This window comes from Streptomyces sp. NPDC000229, from assembly GCF_040300825.1.
GTDB lineage: Bacteria > Actinomycetota > Actinomycetes > Streptomycetales > Streptomycetaceae > Streptomyces.
In genome coordinates this window covers 14523-32705 of the sequence record NZ_JBEPEL010000073.1, presented here as the reverse complement: position 1 = coordinate 32705, position 18183 = coordinate 14523, and the positions used below count along the sequence as shown (strand labels likewise).

General features: G+C 69.2%; 17 protein-coding genes and 1 tRNA gene. 9 read left to right on the top strand and 9 right to left on the bottom strand.

From position 1 onward, the window contains the following. Positions 1–98: 98 nt before the first annotated feature. Positions 99–815, bottom strand: coding sequence for a DUF5324 family protein (locus tag ABT360_RS27760; RefSeq protein WP_351822098.1), 717 nt, complete (start codon positions 813–815; stop codon positions 99–101). A 242-nt stretch (positions 816–1057) separates the two neighbouring features. Between ABT360_RS27760 and ABT360_RS27755 the strand changes: the two genes are divergently transcribed. Next, positions 1058–1591: a peptidylprolyl isomerase gene (locus ABT360_RS27755; RefSeq protein WP_351822095.1), complete on the top strand. Its 534-nt coding sequence runs from the start codon at positions 1058–1060 to the stop codon at positions 1589–1591. Between the two features lie 80 nt (positions 1592–1671). Next, positions 1672–2568, top strand: coding sequence for a rhomboid family intramembrane serine protease (locus tag ABT360_RS27750; RefSeq protein ID WP_444852333.1), 897 nt, complete (start codon positions 1672–1674; stop codon positions 2566–2568). Positions 2569–2831: 263 nt separating this feature from the next. Here ABT360_RS27750 and crgA read toward each other — a convergent pair whose 3' ends face one another. Beyond that, on the bottom strand, positions 2832–3092 hold the full coding sequence (gene crgA / locus ABT360_RS27745) for a cell division protein CrgA (protein ID WP_351822089.1): 261 nt from the start codon (positions 3090–3092) through the stop codon (positions 2832–2834). A gap of 162 nt (positions 3093–3254) precedes the next feature. On the opposite strand from crgA, the gene ABT360_RS27740 reads away from it, so the two are divergent. The 6 genes from ABT360_RS27740 (at position 3255) to ABT360_RS27715 (ending at position 7362) form a co-directional block, all read left to right on the top strand. After that, positions 3255–4025, top strand: a complete 771-nt coding sequence (locus ABT360_RS27740) for a DUF881 domain-containing protein (protein ID WP_351822087.1) — start codon at positions 3255–3257, stop codon at positions 4023–4025. A gap of 21 nt (positions 4026–4046) precedes the next feature. Continuing rightward, positions 4047–4721, top strand: a complete 675-nt coding sequence (locus ABT360_RS27735; RefSeq protein WP_351822084.1) for a class E sortase — start codon at positions 4047–4049, stop codon at positions 4719–4721. Between the two features lie 83 nt (positions 4722–4804). Further along, positions 4805–4966 carry a hypothetical protein gene (locus ABT360_RS27730; protein WP_150175734.1) on the top strand — a complete coding sequence of 54 codons (162 nt, stop codon included), beginning with the start codon at positions 4805–4807 and terminating at the stop codon, positions 4964–4966. Beyond that, positions 4963–5601: an aminodeoxychorismate/anthranilate synthase component II gene (locus ABT360_RS27725; protein ID WP_351822081.1), complete on the top strand. Its 639-nt coding sequence runs from the start codon at positions 4963–4965 to the stop codon at positions 5599–5601. The genes ABT360_RS27730 and ABT360_RS27725 overlap by 4 nt, the downstream gene beginning before the upstream one ends. Beyond that, on the top strand, positions 5532–6647 hold the full coding sequence (locus ABT360_RS27720) for a class E sortase (RefSeq protein ID WP_444852332.1): 1116 nt from the start codon (positions 5532–5534) through the stop codon (positions 6645–6647). Before ABT360_RS27725 ends, ABT360_RS27720 begins: the two co-directional genes overlap by 70 nt. A gap of 37 nt (positions 6648–6684) precedes the next feature. Further along, on the top strand, positions 6685–7362 hold the full coding sequence (locus tag ABT360_RS27715) for a class E sortase (protein WP_351822078.1): 678 nt from the start codon (positions 6685–6687) through the stop codon (positions 7360–7362). 63 nt (positions 7363–7425) lie between these two features. Here ABT360_RS27715 and pknB read toward each other — a convergent pair whose 3' ends face one another. The 6 genes from pknB to ABT360_RS27685 form a co-directional block, all read right to left on the bottom strand. Next, a complete protein-coding gene (gene pknB, locus ABT360_RS27710) occupies positions 7426–9480 on the bottom strand; it encodes a Stk1 family PASTA domain-containing Ser/Thr kinase (protein WP_351822075.1) in 2055 nt (684 codons plus the stop codon). Between the two features lie 164 nt (positions 9481–9644). Continuing rightward, a complete protein-coding gene (locus ABT360_RS27705) occupies positions 9645–11111 on the bottom strand; it encodes a peptidoglycan D,D-transpeptidase FtsI family protein (RefSeq protein ID WP_351822072.1) in 1467 nt (488 codons plus the stop codon). Further along, positions 11108–12538: an FtsW/RodA/SpoVE family cell cycle protein gene (locus ABT360_RS27700; protein ID WP_351822069.1), complete on the bottom strand. Its 1431-nt coding sequence runs from the start codon at positions 12536–12538 to the stop codon at positions 11108–11110. Before ABT360_RS27700 ends, ABT360_RS27705 begins: the two co-directional genes overlap by 4 nt. Positions 12539–12564: 26 nt before the next feature. Next, positions 12565–14064, bottom strand: coding sequence for a Stp1/IreP family PP2C-type Ser/Thr phosphatase (locus ABT360_RS27695; RefSeq protein WP_351822067.1), 1500 nt, complete (start codon positions 14062–14064; stop codon positions 12565–12567). Between the two features lie 138 nt (positions 14065–14202). Further along, a complete protein-coding gene (locus ABT360_RS27690; RefSeq protein WP_351822064.1) occupies positions 14203–14715 on the bottom strand; it encodes an FHA domain-containing protein FhaB/FipA in 513 nt (170 codons plus the stop codon). A gap of 10 nt (positions 14716–14725) precedes the next feature. Then, positions 14726–15583 carry a DUF3662 and FHA domain-containing protein gene (locus tag ABT360_RS27685; RefSeq protein ID WP_351822061.1) on the bottom strand — a complete coding sequence of 286 codons (858 nt, stop codon included), beginning with the start codon at positions 15581–15583 and terminating at the stop codon, positions 14726–14728. Between the two features lie 448 nt (positions 15584–16031). Between ABT360_RS27685 and ABT360_RS27680 the strand changes: the two genes are divergently transcribed. Continuing rightward, positions 16032–16118, top strand: a tRNA-Leu gene (locus tag ABT360_RS27680). Positions 16119–16630: 512 nt separating this feature from the next. On the opposite strand, the gene nhaA is transcribed toward ABT360_RS27680, so the two are convergent. After that, positions 16631–17929, bottom strand: coding sequence for a Na+/H+ antiporter NhaA (gene nhaA, locus ABT360_RS27675; protein ID WP_351822058.1), 1299 nt, complete (start codon positions 17927–17929; stop codon positions 16631–16633). Positions 17930–18183: the final 254 nt, after the last annotated feature.

Here is an 18183-nt window from a genome sequence, read left to right as displayed (position 1 = left end):
CGTCGGTCGCCAATGCTCCGCAGTGGCTCCCTCCTCCGCCTTGCGATGCACGGCACCAGACGCCACTCCCTGATCCAGCCTGATCCAAACGAAAGACCCTAGCGGCGCTCGTCGTCCGTGCCCGCGTCGGCGTCGGCCTCGGCCTCCGCCTGCTTGGCCTCCACCTCGGGGTCGAGCGAAGCCGGGCCCGTACCGTCGACGGAGGTCAACGGAGTGCGCTCGGAGACCTCGGTGGGAGCCGGGGGTTCGACCAGCCAGTCCGGGTTGGCCTGCTTGTCCCACCACTTCCAGGCGGCGAAGGCGCCGCCGGCCAGAACGCCGAAGACCGCCAGCCCCTTGGCGAGGCGACCGGCCCTGGCCCGACGTTGGTGCTTCCTCACGATCTTCTGAATGTCCTTGACCGTCACCTGACCGCGCATCGCGGCCACGGCGGCGGCAGAGCGGGCCATGGCCTGTTCACGTACGGGTTGAGCGGCGGCCATCGCCTGCTCCACTCGCGGCATGGTGTAGTCAGCCGCCTGACGTGCGGCCTGACGGGTCCGGACCGCGGCGCGATGCGCGGCCTCGTCGACCCTGGGCGGCACATGGGGCGCCACACGCGTGTCGTAATGGACGCGTGCCTGCGTACGGGCCTGCTGCGCGGCCTTGGAGACCTTGGGCGCGACCCTGACACGCGCCTCCTGCGCGTAACGCTGCGCGTACTGCGCGGCCGTGTCCTTTGCCGTTCCGGCGTAGGGCGCCACCACTTCCGCGGCGTGCCGCACGCTGTCCTTTGCCGAGCTGGTCGCGGCGCGCACGCTGTCCTTGCGGGTCACAGGATCCTCCTCCTCGGTGGCGGGGTCGGTATTCGCCTTTCCGTCCTTTTTGAAATCATGCCTGCGAGTGTCATGATCGGCATGCGGTACGCGGGCATCCGGGGCAATGCCGTGCAACCCGACGGTCCCACGGTTCGCCCTGTCGCGCGGCGTTTCGGCGAGGACGGGCCCACCTTTCCTCGTGCATGCCTCTTCCATGCGAGGATCGGTAGACGTCAGAGCAGACTTACGGAAGGCACATCGTGGCCGAGCAGCTTTACGCCACCCTGAAGACCAACCAGGGCGACATCGAGATCCGGCTTTTCCCGGACCACGCGCCGAAGACGGTCAAGAACTTCGTCGAGCTCGCCAAGGGTGAGCGCGAGTGGACGCACCCGGCGACCGGGAAGAAGTCCACCGACCGCCTGTACGACGGGACGGTCTTCCACCGCGTCATCAGCGGCTTCATGATCCAGGGTGGCGACCCGCTGGGCAACGGCACCGGCGGCCCGGGCTACGAGTTCGGTGACGAGTTCCACCCGGAGCTCTCGTTCAACAAGCCGTACCTGCTGGCGATGGCCAACGCCGGTCCGGGCACCAACGGTTCGCAGTTCTTCATCACCGTGTCCCCGACCAGCTGGCTGACCGGCAAGCACACCATCTTCGGCGAGGTCACCAACGACGCCGGCAAGAAGGTCGTGGACACGATCGCGGCCACCCAGACCAACCCGCGCACCGACCGCCCGGTCAACGACGTCGTCATCGAGTCCGTCGTGATCGAGAGCCGCGAGGGCTGATCCCGCACGGCCCGAGCCGACGGGAACCTTTCCGCCTCGTCCGTCCGTAAGGATGGACGAGGCGTTGTCGTTGTACGTGCATGCACAGGCCCGCGGGCCGACGAGGGGACCCCATGGAGCAGGCGCAGCTGCCGGACTGCTACCGCCATCCCGGCAAGGAGACGGGGGTCCGCTGTACGCGCTGCGAGCGGCCCATCTGTTCCGCGTGCATGGTGGACGCGGCGGTCGGCTTCCAGTGCCCGGAGTGCGTACGCGGCGGGTCGGGCACCGGGCACTCGCCCACCGCCAACCAGCCGCGGACCATCGCCGGCGGCCGCATCACCGCCGGTCACCCGCACCTGGTCACCCACGTCCTCATCGGCGCCAATCTGCTGGTCTTCCTCTTCGGCCTGCTGAACCCGCTGTTCCTGGACGAGACGATGCTCATCGGGTTGGCCTTCGACCCCGATCTCGGCCGGGTGGTCGGGGTCGCGGACGGCGAGTGGTACCGGCTGGTGACGTCGATGTTCCTGCACCAGGAGATCTGGCACATCGCAGGCAACATGCTGTTGCTGTGGCTGCTCGGCGGCACTCTGGAGGCGGAGCTCGGGCGCGCGAGGTACGTGGCGCTCTATCTGCTGTCCGGGCTGGCCGGCAGCGCCTTCACCTATCTGATCGCGGCGGAGAACCAGCCCTCGCTCGGTGCCTCCGGCGCCCTCTACGGGCTGCTGGGCGCCACTGTCGTCCTCGTCCGCAGGCTCAACCAGGACCTGCGGCCCATCATGGCCCTGGTCGTGCTCAACCTGGTGATCACCTTCGCGCGGGAGGGGATCGCCTGGGAGGCGCACATCGGGGGGCTGATCGCCGGTGTGATCATCGCGTACGCCATGGTCAACGGCCCGCGTGAGCGGCGCGCCCTGCTCCAGGGATCGGCCTGTGCGCTGGTTCTGGGATTGACCCTGGTGACTGTGGTTCTGAGGACGGTCGCGCTCAGCTGAGCGCCGATTGTCCCCACCGTTGTCCACAGCGTGTGTTCGACCTTGCGCATCGTGTGGGGAACGCCTGTGCCCCTCGCCTCTGACCTGCGGTTTCTCAGGGAGGGCAAGGGGCCCGCCGACCGGCGGTACCGGGCCTCTGCAGTCACATCGGCGTCAACCGGATGCAAGTTATCCACAGATCGTCTGACCTTTTCCACTCGCTGTGCACAACGCTGTGGATAACTCAGGGCAGGGCTTGACTGTGCCCGCCCATTACGCAGTGGCTACTTCCACTGGGTGGAGACGCCGAAGCCCGCCGCGATGAAGCCGAAGCCGACCACGATGTTGAGGTTCCCGAGGGACTTGACGGGCAGGGAGCCGTCGGTGACGTAGAAGACGACGATCCAGGCGAGCCCGATGGCGAACAGCGCCAGCATCACCGGAGCCACCCAGCTGCGGCTGGTCAGCTTGATGTTGGTCGCCTGCGGCTTCGCGGACGGCGGCGGCGTGAAGTCGGCCTTCTTGCGGATACGTGACTTCGGCACGAGGGACTCTCCTGTCGATGCGCTGCGTGACCGCGCAGGGAACTGTGGCTGGGATCTGTGGCTTTGTGGCTGGTCGCCGGGGCTGAGACGAGGGGGACCACTGCCTCACCCGGGCGTCCGTTAGCGTAGTGCTTCCGCGGTGCTGAAGGAGATAAGGGTACGTTGAGCAATTCCGCCGACTCTCCCGAAGAGCCGGCCGGGCGCAGGAACTGGCGGCCGGTCCGGTTGCTCACGGCTGCCGTCTTCGCCCTCGCCGGTCTGATCTTCGTCACCAGCTTCAACACCGCCAAGGGCACCAACATCCGCACGGACGCCTCGTTGCTGAAGCTCTCCGACCTCATCCGCGAGCGCAGCCACAAGAACGCCGAGCTCGACGAGACGACCGCGACGGTACGGGGTGAAGTCGACGCCCTCGCCCGCCGCGACGACGGCTCCACCAAGGCCGAGGACGCGAGGCTCGGCGCCCTGGAGAAGGCCGCGGGCACCACCAAGGTCGCGGGCCAGGGCCTCACCGTGACGCTCAACGACGCCCCGCCCGGCGCCCAGGCCGCCCCTGGCTACCCCGAGCCGCAGGCCAACGACCTGGTGATCCACCAGCAGGACCTCCAGGCCGTCGTCAACGCCCTGTGGAAGGGCGGCGCCACGGGGATCCGGGTCATGGACCAGCGGCTGATTTCCACCAGCGCGGTGCGCTGCGTCGGCAACACCCTGATCCTCCAGGGCCGGGTCTACTCCCCTCCGTACCGGATCACGGCCGTCGGCGACACCGGAAGGCTCCAGCGCGCGCTCGACGACTCCACCGCCGTCCAGAACTACCTGCTGTACGTGAAGGCCTACGGGCTCGGCTGGAAAGTCGACGAGCACGAGGCGGTGACTCTCCCGGGCTACTCGGGCACAGTGGACCTCCACTACGCGAAGCCTGTGACCGACTAGCTCCGGTTCCGGGAGGGGCCTGTGCGGCTGATCGTCAGAAGCCTCAGCGAGCTGTGCCTCACCGCCGGCACCGTCATCGTGCTGTTCGTGGTGTACGTCGTCTTCTGGACCGGCGTCCGGGCCGAGGGCGCCACGGTCGGCGAGATCGGCGCGCTGGAGGAGCGCTGGGCCCGCGCACCGCTGCCGGCCCCGGCGCCGGAAGCGGAATCCACAGCGGCGCCGTACGAGGACGGCGAGCCGTTCGCCGTGATGTACATCCCGCGCTTCGGCGAGGACTGGGACTGGCCCGTACTCCAGGGCACCGAGGCAGCCACCCTGAAGAAGGGCCTCGGCCACTACGCCGCCACCGCGCCCCTCGGCGCGACCGGGAACTTCTCGGTGGCCGGCCACCGGCGTACGTACGGCGACCCCTTCAAGGACTTCCCCGAGCTGCGCCCCGGCGACGCGGTGATCCTCAACGACGGGACGACCTGGTTCACGTACCGCATCGCGAAGCAGCCGTACCGGACCGTCCCCGGCGACATCGGTGTCGTCGACCCGGTCCCGGCCACGTCCGGGTTCGGCGGCCCGGGCCGCTACCTGACGCTCACCACCTGCGATCCGGAGTGGGGCAGCAGCCACCGGCTGATCGCGTGGGCGCGGCTGGAGGCGACCAGGCCTGTGACGCAGGGCAAGCCTCCCGCTTTCCACAGGTGACCCACCCCGGGGGCATCGCCCCGTACTCTGGTGCGGTATCGAAGGGCATGCCACGAGCATCGAGGGAAGGACCAGCAGGCGTCATGTACGGCTGGATCTGGCGGCATCTGCCGGGCAACGCGTGGGTGCGGGCGCTGATTTCGCTCGTGCTCGTCCTCGCGGTGGTCTATGTGCTCTTCCAGTACGTGTTCCCCTGGGCGGAACCTCTGCTTCCGTTCAACGATGTGACGGTGGACGGTCAGTGAGCGCGCGCATTCTCGTCGTCGACAACTACGACAGCTTCGTCTTCAACCTCGTCCAGTACCTGTACCAGCTGGGTGCCGAGTGCGAGGTCCGGCGCAATGACGAGGTCGAGCTGGGCCACGCCCAGGACGGCTTCGACGGCGTCCTGCTCTCGCCCGGCCCCGGTACCCCCGAGGAGGCCGGCGTCTGCGTCGACATGGTGCGCCACTGCGCCGACACCGGCATCCCGGTCTTCGGCGTGTGCCTCGGCATGCAGTCGATGGCGGTGGCGTACGGCGGTGTCGTCGACCGTGCGCCCGAGCTGCTGCACGGCAAGACCTCCCCGGTCGTGCACGAGGGGCGGGGCGTCTTCTCCGGGCTGCCGTCGCCGTTCACCGCCACCCGGTACCACTCGCTGGCCGCCGAGCCCGCCGACCTGCCGGACGTCCTGGAGGTCACCGCCCGGACCGAGGACGGCATCATCATGGGGCTGCGTCACCGCGAGTTCGCCGTCGAGGGCGTGCAGTTCCACCCGGAGTCGGTGCTCACCGAGTACGGGCACCTGATGCTCGCCAACTGGCTGGAGCAGTGCGGCGACACCGGAGCGGTCGGCCGGTCGGCAGGGCTCGCGCCGGTGGTGGGCAAGGCCGTCGCGTGACCCCCGTACGTCCGGAGCATGAGCACGGTTCGCCGTGGTTCCGGGCGTCGAACCTGCCGGAATCCCAGACTCCGGATCCTCTGCCGGAGCCCGCACCACAGCCGTACGCCGATACGTGGGCGCCCGTCCCCGGCCCAGTACCGGACGACGAGACGATGGCCCTCCGCACCGAGGAAACGCGGCGAATAGTGGCCGAACCGGCGGCAGGCACGCCCGGGCCCGCACCCGAGAGGCCCACCGGCGGCCGCGCCGAGCGCCGCAGGGCCGCCAAGGGGCGTGGCCGCCGCCGCAAGGGCTCGTCCCCCGCACCGCCGCCCCCGGGCCCCGGCCGGCCGCTCACCCGCGTGGAGGCCCGGCGTGCCGCACGGGCCCGCAAGGACAGCGTCGGGGTCGTCGCCAGCCGGGTCGTCGGTGAGCTGTTCATCACCTTCGGCCTGGTCATGCTGCTCTTCGTCACGTACCAGCTGTGGTGGACGAACATCCGTGCCGGCCTCGAGGCCGACAAGGCCAAGCAGGGGATCGAGGACGCCTGGGCGGAGGGCCGCAAGCCGGGCGCCTTCGAGCCCGGCCAGGGCTTCGCGATCATGTACATCCCCAAGCTGGACGTCGTCGTGCCCATCGCCGAGGGCATCGACAAGAAGCGGGTCCTCGACCGGGGCATGGTCGGCCACTACGCCGAGGGGCAGCTCAAGACGGCCATGCCCTCCGACAAGCAGGGCAACTTCGCGGTCGCCGGCCACCGCAACACCCACGGCGAGCCGTTCCGCTACATCAACAAGCTCACGCCGGGCGACCCGATCGTGGTGGAGACACAGGACGCGTACTACACGTACGAGATGACCAGCATCCTGCAGCAGACCCCGCCGTCCAACGTCTCGGTGATCCAGCCGGTGCCGGAGGGCTCCGGCTTCACCCGGCCCGGCCGGTACATCACGCTCACGACCTGCACGCCCGAGTTCACCAGTACGTACCGGATGATCGTGTGGGGCAAGATGGTCGACGAACGCCCGCGCAGCAAGGGGAAACCGGACGCGCTCGTAGGCTAGGGCGGCCTGGCTTCGACCTCCAGACGGGACAGATGTAGTGGCACGTGCGCGCAACCGGATCGCCGGCGTCATCAGTGTCTTCGGCGAGCTGCTGATCACCACCGGGGTGCTCATGGGCCTCTTCGTCGTCTACTCACTGTGGTGGACCAACGTCCTGGCCGACCGGGAGGCCGACAAACAGGGCGACGAGGTACGCGACCACTGGGCGTCGGCGGGCCCGGGGGCCCTCGACACCAAGGACGGCATCGGCTTCCTCCACGTACCGGCGATGAAGAACGGCGAGGTGCTGGTCAAGAAGGGCACCGACCCCAAGACCCTCAACAACGGCGTCGCGGGCTACTACACCGCCCCCATCAAGTCCGCGCTCCCCTCCGACAAGCGGGGCAACTTCACGCTGGCCGCGCACCGCGACGGGCACGGGGCGAAGTTCCACAACATCCACAAACTCAAGACCGGCGACTCGATCATCTTCGAGACCAAGGACACCTGGTACGTCTACAAGGTCTACAAGACGCTCCCGGAGACGTCCAAGTACAACGTGGAGGTCCTCCAGCCGGTGCCCAGGGAGTCCGGCAAGTCCAAGCCGGGCCGGTACATCACCCTCACGACCTGCACGCCGATCCTCACCTCCGACTACCGCTACATCGTGTGGGGCGAGCTGGAGCGCACGGAGAAGGTCGACAGCGCCCGCACGCCCCCGGCGGAGCTGCGCTAGGGAACACGACGGAGCCCCGGCACCCTGAGGAGGGTGCCGGGGCTCCGTCGTACGTGAGCGGTGTCAGCCCTGCTCGCGGAAGGTGATCCCGGACGGGCCGCCGAAGAAGCCGCCGTCGTTGTCACCCTCGTTGTCGCCGTTGTTCCCGTTGCCGCCATTGCCGCCGTTGCCGCCGTTCCCGCCACCCTGGCAGCCCACCGTGGTCAGCGTGACCGTGGTGGTCGCCGGGTCCACCGGGGTGCCGACCTGCGGGTCGCTGCCGATCACGATGGCGTTGTCGTCGGCCGGGCAGCCCTGGGCGACCTGGATGTTGGTGAAGCCGCTGGCTCCCAGTGTCTGCTTGGCCTGGCCCAGGTTCTGCGCTCGTACCTCGGGCACCGGGACCTGCTGGGGCTGCTGCGGGCCCTTGGAGACCTTGAGGGTGACCTCACTGCCCTTGGGGGCCTTGCTGTTGCCCTCGGGGGTCTGCCCGATGACGGTGTTCGCGGGCTGGTCCGAGTCGACGTCCTCCCGCTTCACCGTGAAGCCGAGCGTCTCCAGCTGGGACTTGGCGGCGTCGTACTGCTGACCCGTGACCGGCGGCACGTTCTGCTCGGCCTGCTTGGACACCGTGATGGTGACCTCGGTGCCCTTCTCGGCCTGGGTGCCGCCCGGCGGGTCCTGCTCCAGCACCTCGCCCGGCTGCTTGTCGGACTCCTTGTAGTCGACCTTGACGGTGAAGCCCTTGCCCTCCAGGTTCTCCCGGGCGGTCTTCTCCGACTGCTCGACGACGCTCGGCACCTCGACCTTCGCGGCACCCTCGGAGACGACGACCGAGATGGTGTCGCCCTTTGTCGCCTCCCCGGACTCGGGCGACTGGCTGCAGATCGAGCCCTTCGGCCGGTCGCAGGCGTCCGTGCCCGACCGGGCGATCTTCAGCCCGGCCTCCTCCACGGTCCGCTCCGCCTCCGCGAACGGCTTGCCGACGACGTTGGGCACGCTGACGGTGTCCGAGCCGCCGCCGCCCTTGTCGTTGAAGACCGCCTTGCCGATCAGGATCGCGCCGACCAGCACGAGGATGCCCGCCAGGATCAGCAGGATCGTCGAGATGTTCGACTTCTTCTGGCGGCGGCGGTCCGGGCGGTCGTCGTAGCCGTAACCGCCGTCGTCCGGGTTCATGGGCGGCAGCATCGACGTCTGACCGGCCGCATCGGCCGGCCGCATCGCCGTGGTCGGCTGGTCGTCGGGGCCGAAGCCCCCGTACCCGGCCGCGCCCATCGCCGCCGCCGCGGCGACCGGCTGGCCGTCGAGGCACGCCTCGATGTCGGCGCGCATCTCGTCGGCCGACTGGTACCGGTAGTCCGGGTCCTTGACCAGCGCCTTCAGGACGATGGCGTCCATCTCGGGCGTGATCTCGGGGTCGAAGTTGCTGGGTGGCTGCGGCTCCTCGCGTACGTGCTGGTACGCCACCGCGACCGGGGAGTCGCCCACGAACGGCGGGCGGACGGTCAGCAGCTCGTACAGCAGGCAGCCGGTGGAGTACAGGTCGGACCGGGCGTCGACCTGCTCGCCCTTGGCCTGCTCGGGGGAGAGGTACTGGGCGGTGCCGATCACGGCCGCGGTCTGCGTCATGGTCATCCCGGCGTCACCCATGGCGCGGGCGATGCCGAAGTCCATGACCTTGACCTGGCCGGTGCGGGTCAGCATGACGTTCGCCGGCTTGATGTCGCGGTGGACGATGCCGGCCCGGTGCGAGTACTCCAGGGCCTGGAGGATGCCGACCGTCATCTCCAGCGTGCGCTCGGGCAGCAGCTTGCGGCCCGAGTGAAGAAGCTCACGCAGGGTGGAGCCGTCGACGTACTCCATCACGATGTACGGGATGGAGATGTTGTCGACGTAGTCCTCGCCGGTGTCGTAGACCGCGACGATCGCCGGGTGGTTGAGCGAGGCGGCCGACTGGGCCTCACGGCGGAACCGGGCCTGGAAGGACGGGTCACGGGCGAGGTCGGCCCGCAGCGTCTTCACGGCGACGGTGCGGCCGAGCCGGGTGTCGTGGGCGAGGTAGACCTCCGCCATTCCACCGCGGCCGAGCACCGAGCCCAGCTCGTACCGGCCGCCGAGGCGACGCGGCTCTTCCATAACTGTTCCAGCCCTCTCCGTCAGTCCCGACCGCACCCGTGTGTGGTCCGGCGGTGTGCTGTTCGCGCATACGCTACCGGCCACGGGAAGTCGATCGGACCGCGACCACTACCTGATACGGGACCGGTACACACCGGCACTCAGGAGGGGCCGCGGCTCGCGCGTCACTTCTTGCTGTCGAGTACCGCCTTCATCACATCGCGGGCGATCGGCCCGGCGAGGCCGCCGCCGCTGATGTCGTCACGGGTCGCCTTGGAGTCCTCGACGATCACGGCGACGGCGACGGGAGATCCGCTGTCGGTCTTCGCGTACGAGATGAACCAGGCGTAGGGGCGGGCCTTGTTCAGCTCGCCGTGCTGGGCGGTTCCGGTCTTGCCACCGACCGTCACACCGTCGATCTTCGCCTTGCCGCCGGTGCCGTTCTGGCTGTTGACGACGCTCTCCATCATCTCCTGGACGAGCTGCGCGGTCTTGGGCGACATCGGCCGGCTCATCTCCTCCGGCTCGTGCTTCTCCAGCACGTCGAGGTCCGGGGAGCGCAGCTCGTCCACCATGTACGGCTTCATCAGCTTGCCGTCGTTGGCGATGGCCGCGGCGACCATGGCCATCTGGAGCGGAGTGGCGTTGGTGTTGAACTGGCCGATGGAGGACAGCGCGTTCCCCGGGCGGTCCATCTTCTTGTCGTAGATGGACATGGCGGCGCGGACCGGGGTGTCGATCTCCGCGTTGTTGAAACCGAACTTCTCCGCCATCTCCACCATCTTGTCGCGGCCGACCTCGTGGCCGAGCTTGGCGAAGACCGAGTTGCAGGACACTTCCATCGCGTACTTCAGCGTGGCGTTCTCGCAGCCCCGGGCGTGGTTCTTCATCGCAATGCGGGTGTCGGGCAGGATGTACGGCTCGGGCGTATCGGTCGCCGCGTTGATGTCCGTGACCTTGCCGTTCTCCAGCGCCGCGGCGGCCGTCAGCACCTTGAAGGTGGAGCCGGGCGGGTAGATCTCGCGCAGCGCGCGGTTCAGCTTCGGCTTGTCCTTGTCCTTCTCCAGCGCCTGCCACGCCTTGGCGTCCTTGTCGCGGTAACCGGCGAAGGAGGACGGGTCGTACGAGGGGGTCGACGCCAGCGCCAGGATCTTCCCGGTCGACGGCTCGATGGCCGCGACGGCGCCCTTCTTGTCGCCGAGGCCCTCGAAGGCGGCCTTCTGGGCGGCGCCGCTGAGGGTGGTGACGACGTCGCCGCCCTTCTTCTTGTCGCCCGTGAACATCGAGAGGGTGCGGTCGAAGAACAGCCGGTCGTCGTTGCCGGTGAGGATGCCGTCGTGCAGCTTCTCCAACTGGTTGGCGTCGAAGGCCTGGGAGGCATAGCCGGTGACCGGCGCCCACATGGGGCCGTTCGCATAGGTGCGCTTGAACCTGTAGTACGGGTCCTTCGAGTCGATGGTGCCGGTGATCGGCTTGCCGTCCACGATGATGTTGCCGCGGACGTTGGCGTACCGCTCGATGGTGACCCGCCTGTTCTTCTCGTGCGAACTCAGCTCACCGGCGCGGACGTACTGGATCCAGTTGTCCCGGATGAGCAGGGCGAGCACCAGCAGGCCGCAGAAGATCGCGATATGGCGCAGGGGCTTGTTCACGGTCGGACCACCTGGGTCATCTCGGCGTCGGGGGACGGGGCGGGGGCCGGCGCGGGACGGCGGGCGGTGTCGCTGATCCGGAGCAGGATGGCGATCAGCGCCCAGTTGGCGATCACGGAGGAACCGCCGTACGCCAGGAACGGCATGGTCATACCGGTCAGCGGGATGAGGCCCATCACACCGCCGGCGACGACGAAGATCTGGAGGGCGAAGGCCCCGGACAGGCCGGTCGCCAGCAGCTTGCCGAACGGGTCGCGGGCGGCGAGGGCGGTACGCAGACCCCGCTCGACGATCAGGCCGTACATCAGCAGGAACGCCATGACGCCGGCCAGTCCGAGCTCCTCACCGACCGTGGCGAAGATGAAGTCGGAGTTGGCGGCGAAGCCCACCAGGTCGGAATTGCCCTGGCCGAGGCCGGTGCCGAGGGTGCCACCGGAGCCGAAGGACATCAGCACCTGGGTCATCTGGTCACAGGCCTGGATCATGTTGGAGCCCTCGGGCGCCGTCTCCAGGCACCCGAAGGGGTCGAGCCAGGCGGCCACACGGGACTTGACGTGGCTGGCGGTCGAGCCGACGACGACCGCGCCGCCCACGGCCATCAGCAGACCCATGACGATCCAGCTGGTCCGCTCGGTCGCCACGTACAGCATGATCACGAACATGCCGAAGAACAGCAGTGACGTACCCAGGTCGTTCTCGAAGACCAGGATCAGAAGGCTGACGGCCCAGATGGTCAGGATCGGGCCGAGGTCGCGGCCACGCGGCAGGTAGAGCCCCATGAACCGGCGGCTGGCCAGGGCCAGGGCGTCCCGCTTCACCATCAGGTAGCCGGAGAAGAAGACCGCGATCACGATCTTCGCGAATTCACCGGGCTGGATGGAGAACGGACCGACCTTGATCCAGATCTTGGCGCCGAAGACGTCCGAGCCGAGCCCGGGCACCAGCGGCAGGAGCAGCAGGACGACCGCCACCACCATGGAGATGTACGTATAGCGCTGGAGGACACGGTGGTCCTTCAGGAACACCAGCACCAGCAGGAACAGCGCGACGCCGATCGCGGAGTACATCAGCTGCTTGGGCGCGTCCGGGCTGAAGGTGGCGTACTTGTTGATGATGCGCGGCGACTGGTCCAGCCGCCAGATCAGCACCAGCCCCAGCCCGTTGAGCAGGGTCGCCAGCGGCAGCAGGATCGGGTCGGCGTACTTCGCGAACCTCCGCACCAGCAGGTGGGCGATGCCCGCCAGCAGGCCCAGGCCGATGCCGTAGCCGAGCATGCCCGCCGGGACCTTGCCGTCGATGGCGAGGCCCACGTTCAGGTACGCGAAGACCGGGATGGCGACGGCGAAGCCGAGCAGCGCCAGTTCGGTGTTGCGGCGGCTCGGCAGGTCGATCGCGCCGATCGTGGTCGTGTTGGTGACAACGCTCATGGTGGTGAAAGGCCCCCTACGGGTGCTTAGCTCTTGCCGCAGTTCGAGGCCAGCTTCTGCTCCTCCTCCGAGAGGGTGGGGCCCGGAGTGGGAGTGGCTGCGGTGCTGGTGGACGGCTTGGGCGTGGGCTCGGTCGGGAGGCCGGTGGTGCCGCCGGCCTGGCCCTCACCGGGAAGTGCGGCGGGTGCCCGGTCGGCCGCCTGCTGGCGCTGCTCCTGCTTCTTGCAGGCGGACGCCTGGACGGCGAGCTCCTCGATCTTGTCCTGGGCCTTGGCGAGGCTGCCGCCGGCGATGGTCTCCTCGACCTGCTTGCGCTGGTAGTCGGGGAGGTACTTGAGTTCGATCTCGGGGTGGTCCTTCTCGACCTCCGAGAGCGAGACCCACGCCAGGTCCTGGCTGATGCCGCGGTACAGGGCGACGTGATTGTCCTTGGTGCCCACGTAGTACTGCGTCTGGGTCCAGCGGTAGCCGCCGTACGTCGCGCCGCCGACCACGGCCAGCGCGAGCACGATGAAGAACGATCTCTTCAGCCATTTGCGGCCGCTGCGCGGCTTGGTGAAGTCCTCGTCGCTGTACGCGCCGAAGCCGCCCTCCGGCGGCATGCCGCCGTACCCGAGGTCGTCGCCGCTGCCGGGCGGGCCGAAGCCGCCACCGGGCGGCTGCGGTGCCTGGCGGCCCAGACCGGCGGCGCGGCCCGCGGGGGTCTCCATGGCGCCGCCGTCGTTCAGCTGCTGCTGGTTCTCGGCGACCGCCCCGACGATCACCGGGGTGTCGCTCAGCTGCCCGGCCAGGGTGTCGCCGCCATCCACGTCCAGGACGTCGGCGACGATCACGGTGATGTTGTCGGGCCCACCGCCGCGCAGGGCGAGCTGGATCAGGTCCTGGACGGTCTCCTGGGGGCCCTGGTAGCTGGCGAGGGTCTCCTCCATCGTCTGGTGGGAGACGACGCCGGACAGGCCGTCCGAACAGATCAGGTACCGGTCGCCGGCCCGCACCTCACGGATCGACAGGTCCGGCTCGACGTGGTCGCCACTGCCCAGCGCGCGCATCAGGAGCGAGCGCTGCGGGTGGGTGGTGGCTTCCTCCTCGGTGATACGGCCCTCGTCGACGAGGCGCTGCACCCACGTGTGGTCCTGGGTGATCTGCGTCAGGACGCCGTCACGCAGCAGGTACGCCCGGGAGTCGCCGACGTGGACCAGGCCGAGGCGCTGGCCCGTCCACAGCAGGGCGGTGAGGGTGGTCCCCATGCCCTCCAGCTGCGGGTCCTCCTCGACCATCAGCCGTAGCTGGTCGTTGGCGCGCTGCACCGCCGTACCGAGCGAGGTGAGGATGTCGGAGCCGGGCACGTCGTCGTCGAGCGTGACCAGCGTGGAGATCACCTCGGAGGAGGCGACCTCACCGGCGGCCTGCCCGCCCATGCCGTCGGCGATCGCGAGCAGACGGGGACCGGCGTACCCGGAGTCCTCGTTCCCCTCGCGGATCATGCCCTTGTGCGATCCGGCGGCGAAACGCAGTGACAGACTCATACGCACCTGCCCTGTCGACTCCGACGCCTCCGGGTACAGCCGGTCTCGAGCCACACTGCCCACCCTCCGGTCGGGAGCCTGTGCCGGTCACCTGTGGGCACCGCTGCGGCTCGCTCGCTCCGCTCGCTCATTGTCGTACTACTTCCGCAGCTCGATGACGGTCTTGCCGATGCGGATCGGCGCGCCCAGCGGAATCGGTGTCGGGGTGGTGAGTCGGGTCCGGTCGAGATACGTGCCGTTGGTGGACCCGAGATCCTCGACGATCCACTGGCCGTCACGGTCCGGGTAGATCCTGGCATGCCTGCTGGACGCGTAGTCGTCGTCCAGGACGATCGTGGAGTCGTGCGCGCGGCCCAGGGTGATCGTCTGGCCCTGGAGGGCGACGGTGGTGCCCGTGAGGGTGCCCTCGGAGACGACCAGCTTGGTCGGGGCCCCGCGGCGTTGACGGCCGGACTGCTGGCGCTGCTGCGGCGGTGCCGCGGCCTGCTGGCGGGCGGCCTGCTGGGGTCGCGCGCTCTCGCGGCGCGAACCGCGCTGCGTGACACGCGTCCCGAACAGGTCGCTTCGGATGACCTGAACGGCCACGATGACGAACAGCCACAGTACGGCGAGGAAACCCAACCGCATGACCGTGAGGGTCAGCTCTGACATTGCCCCCGCTTCACCCTTCGGCTTGCCGGTAAACGATGGTGGTACTGCCCACGACGATCCGCGAGCCGTCGCGGAGCGTAGCGCGGGTGGTGTGCTGCCCGTCCACCACGATGCCGTTGGTGGACCCGAGATCCTGGATCGTCGAGGGCGTTCCGGTCCGGATCTCGCAGTGACGGCGCGATACGCCGGGGTCGTCGATCCGCACGTCGGCTTCGGTGCTGCGGCCCAGCACCAGCGTCGGGCGGGAGATCTGGTGGCGGGTGCCATTGATCTCGATCCAGCGGCGCACCTGGGCGCCGGGCATGGGGCCCGCGGCGCCCGGCGGGCGGCCTGCCGCGGGCGGACGGTTGATACCGGGCGGCGGGGCCGCCGGCATCGGAGGAGCGGCGGCGGGAGGGTAGCCGTAGCCACCGGGGCGGCCACCGGCCGGCGGCGCGGCCGGGCCGGCGCCGACGTGGCCGACGGGACTGGACGGTGCCTGCGACTGTGACGTACTCGACGCGAGCGTCCGGCTGCGTACCCGGTACAGACCCGTGTCGAGGTCGTCGGCCTTCTCCAGGTGGACCTTGATCGGGCCCATGAAGGTGTACCGCTGCTGCTTGGCGTAGTCGCGGACCAGGCCCGACAGCTCGTCGCCGAGCTGGCCCGAGTACGGGCTGAGGCGCTCGTAGTCGGGCGCGCTGAGCTCCACGATGAAGTCGTTGGGGACGACCGTGCGGTCGCGGTTCCAGATCGAGGCGTTGTTGTCGCACTCGCGCTGGAGGGCACCCGCGATCTCGACGGGCTGGACCTCTGACTTGAAGACCTTGGCGAAGGTGCCGTTGACCAGACCTTCGAGACGCTGCTCGAAACGCTTCAGGACTCCCATGGGGCACCTCCTCCGTCGTTGCCGTCCTGGTACTGCTTACTGATCGTATCCACGCGTCGGGAAATCGGCTGGTTCCCCTTCTCTGCCCTGTGGACGAGTGTCACCTCTCACAGGGATCGTAGAGGCGCCCTCCAGACAGTGTCCCGCACCTGACGCGCACCCTGGAGGAGTGGGTGCGGCGGGATCCAGTTCCCTGTTCTGCCCGTGGTGTCTCCTGTGAGGTTCCTGTGGTGCCCGCGCGGCGCGGGCGGGTCGGTGTGGCTCGTGCGCCGGGTGCCCGCGTCGGCCCCCTGCTCCCTCCCCTTACCCGTCCCCTCCGCTCTCTGTTCGCGGGCGGGGGGCCCGAAACAAACGGATGTGAATCCACCTCGCGCGTCGTGCTAATCTTCAGATGTCGCCAGGGGGACGCACCGGGGAAACGGTGGGAAACCAAGCGGCAACACCCAATGCGCGGGTGGCGGAATAGGCAGACGCGCTGGATTCAGGTTCCAGTGCCCGCAAGGGCGTGGGGGTTCAACTCCCCCCTCGCGCACCATGAGAAACCGACGAAACGGGTTCTCGCCAGAGACGAAAGTCCGGGCGAGGGCCCGTTTCTCGTTGTGTGGCAGGTGTGCCAGGTGTGCGGGTGCGTTCGGGCGGCGAGCGCGTGCGGGCCCCGATAGTGACTGAAGTCACTGCCGGGGCCCTGATTTTTTGATCCTGTTCTGTCCCGGGACCGGGGCCCGGCTACGCGGCGGCCTCGGTGGACTCGGCAAGCGGGCTCTTGGCGTGGCCCTCGGCCCGCCTTCACGGTGCTCTGGCCGCCCGTCACCGTCGCTTTGAGCGCGGGTTGGGATCCGGCCTGCCCGCGGGGCAGGCACGGCCCCGTCCGGCTGCTCGCAGCGGCCGGTCCGACGCTGTGTGGGGCAGTGCTGGTGGACACCACGGCCCGGCCGGCACGTGCGGCACCGAGCACGCTCGCACACGCGCCTTACGCCGGGGTGCCCTTGGCCTGGGTGTGGGGCGGCCCGCTCGGCGCGTACGAAGCCATCACGGCTGCCCCTCGCGTCACTGCTCGGCGGAACCGGGACGCTGATAGATGTCGGGGATGCCGTCGTGGTCCTCGTCCCGTTCCTCCTCCTCGTACAGGCGGCGGTAGATCCCGTTGCGGCGCTTGATGAGGAGGGCTGCCAGGGCGGCGGCGAGGAGGGAGCCGACCAGGACCGCGGCCTTGACGCGTTCGGCTGCGGACGGGTCGGGGAAGGCGAGCTCGCCGATCAGCAGGGCCACGGTGAAGCCGATGCCGGCCAGCACCGCGAGGGCGAGGACGTCCGCCCATGCCAGTTCGGGGTTCAGCCGGGCTCGGGTGAAGCGGGCGGCCAGGTAGGTGCCGGCGAAGATGCCCAGGGTTTTACCGACGACCAGTCCCAGGACGACCCCGAGCGGTTCCGGCTGAGTGAACACCTCGCCCAAGGACGCGGTCGAGATGCCGACACCGGCGGCGAACAGGGCGAACAGGGGCACCACGACACCGGCGGAGATGGGGTGCACCAGGTGGGAGGTGCGCTCCGCGGGTGAGGCGGTCTCGCCCTTGTCGCGAGTGGTGCGCAGGATCAGGCCCATGGCCACACCGGCGACGGTGGCGTGGACCCCGCCGTTGTACATCAGTGCCCAGGTGACGGCGCCGAGCGGCACGTACCACCACCAGCCGCGCACGCGGAAGCGCTGGAGGAAGTAGAAGACGACCAGGCCCGCGAAGGCTCCGCCGAGCGCCGCCAGGTTCAGGTCGCTGGTGAAGAAGACCGCGATGATGAGGATCGCGCCGAGGTCGTCGACGACGGCGAGGGTGAGCAGAAAGGCGCGCAGCGAGGCCGGCAGGTGGGTGCTGAGTACTGCCAGGACCGCGAGTGCGAAGGCGATGTCGGTGGCCATCGGTACGGCCCAGCCCTCCAGGCTGCCTCCGCCGACCGTGACCGTGGCGGCGTACAGGGCGGCGGGCACGATCATGCCGCAGAGCGCGGCGATGACCGGCAGAGCCGCCGTGGCCGGCGTGCGCAGTTCGCCGACGACCAGTTCGCGCTTGAGCTCGATGCCGGCGACCAGGAAGAAGATGCTCAGGAGCCCGTCGGCGGTCCAATGCTCCACGGAAAGGTCGAGCCCGAGCGCCGGTATGCCGAAGTGGAAGTCGCGGATCTGCTCGTAGACGCCGCTCCACGGGGTGTTCGCCCACACCAGTGCCACCACGGCTGCCGCCAGCAGCACCAGCCCGCCCACCGTCTCGGTCCGCAACGCCTGGACCACGGCGTTGCGCTCCGGGAGGGGGAGCAGGCCGAGGAAGGGGGAACGCTCGCGCGGGGCGGCAGCCATGGGGGGAGACCTCCGAGGGATCGGCTTGAGGGCATACGAGCCCTGGGACGCCGACCAGACTTCCCGGCACACCGCGCGTCGGAACACAGCCGCCCTGGGCGGGGAGATGACGCGTTCTTTACACCCTAACCGCCGGTCGCATGACCCGCCATACCCCATGTGACCTGCTGAAACGCGGCAGACGGGCATGACGAGAGGGCCCGTCCACACCAAGGCGCGAGGTGTGGACGGGCCCTCCCCCTGCCTTCGGCGGG

Bases quoted from the DNA above. Each gene is read 5' to 3' on its own strand.
- pknB (WP_351822075.1), bottom strand. From the start codon at position 9,480: ATGGAAGAGCCGCGTCGCCTCGGCGGCCGGTACGAGCTGGGCTCGGTG.
- ABT360_RS27695 (WP_351822067.1), bottom strand. From the start codon at position 14,064: ATGAGTCTGTCACTGCGTTTCGCCGCCGGATCGCACAAGGGCATGATC.
- ABT360_RS27690 (WP_351822064.1), bottom strand. From the start codon at position 14,715: ATGTCAGAGCTGACCCTCACGGTCATGCGGTTGGGTTTCCTCGCCGTA.
- ABT360_RS27685 (WP_351822061.1), bottom strand. From the start codon at position 15,583: ATGGGAGTCCTGAAGCGTTTCGAGCAGCGTCTCGAAGGTCTGGTCAAC.
- nhaA (WP_351822058.1), bottom strand. From the start codon at position 17,929: ATGGCTGCCGCCCCGCGCGAGCGTTCCCCCTTCCTCGGCCTGCTCCCC.
- ABT360_RS27730 (WP_150175734.1), top strand. From the start codon at position 4,805: ATGTACGGCTGGATCTGGCGGCATCTGCCGGGCAACGCGTGGGTGCGG.
- ABT360_RS27750 (WP_444852333.1), top strand. From the start codon at position 1,672: ATGCACAGGCCCGCGGGCCGACGAGGGGACCCCATGGAGCAGGCGCAG.
- ABT360_RS27700 (WP_351822069.1), bottom strand. From the start codon at position 12,538: ATGAGCGTTGTCACCAACACGACCACGATCGGCGCGATCGACCTGCCG.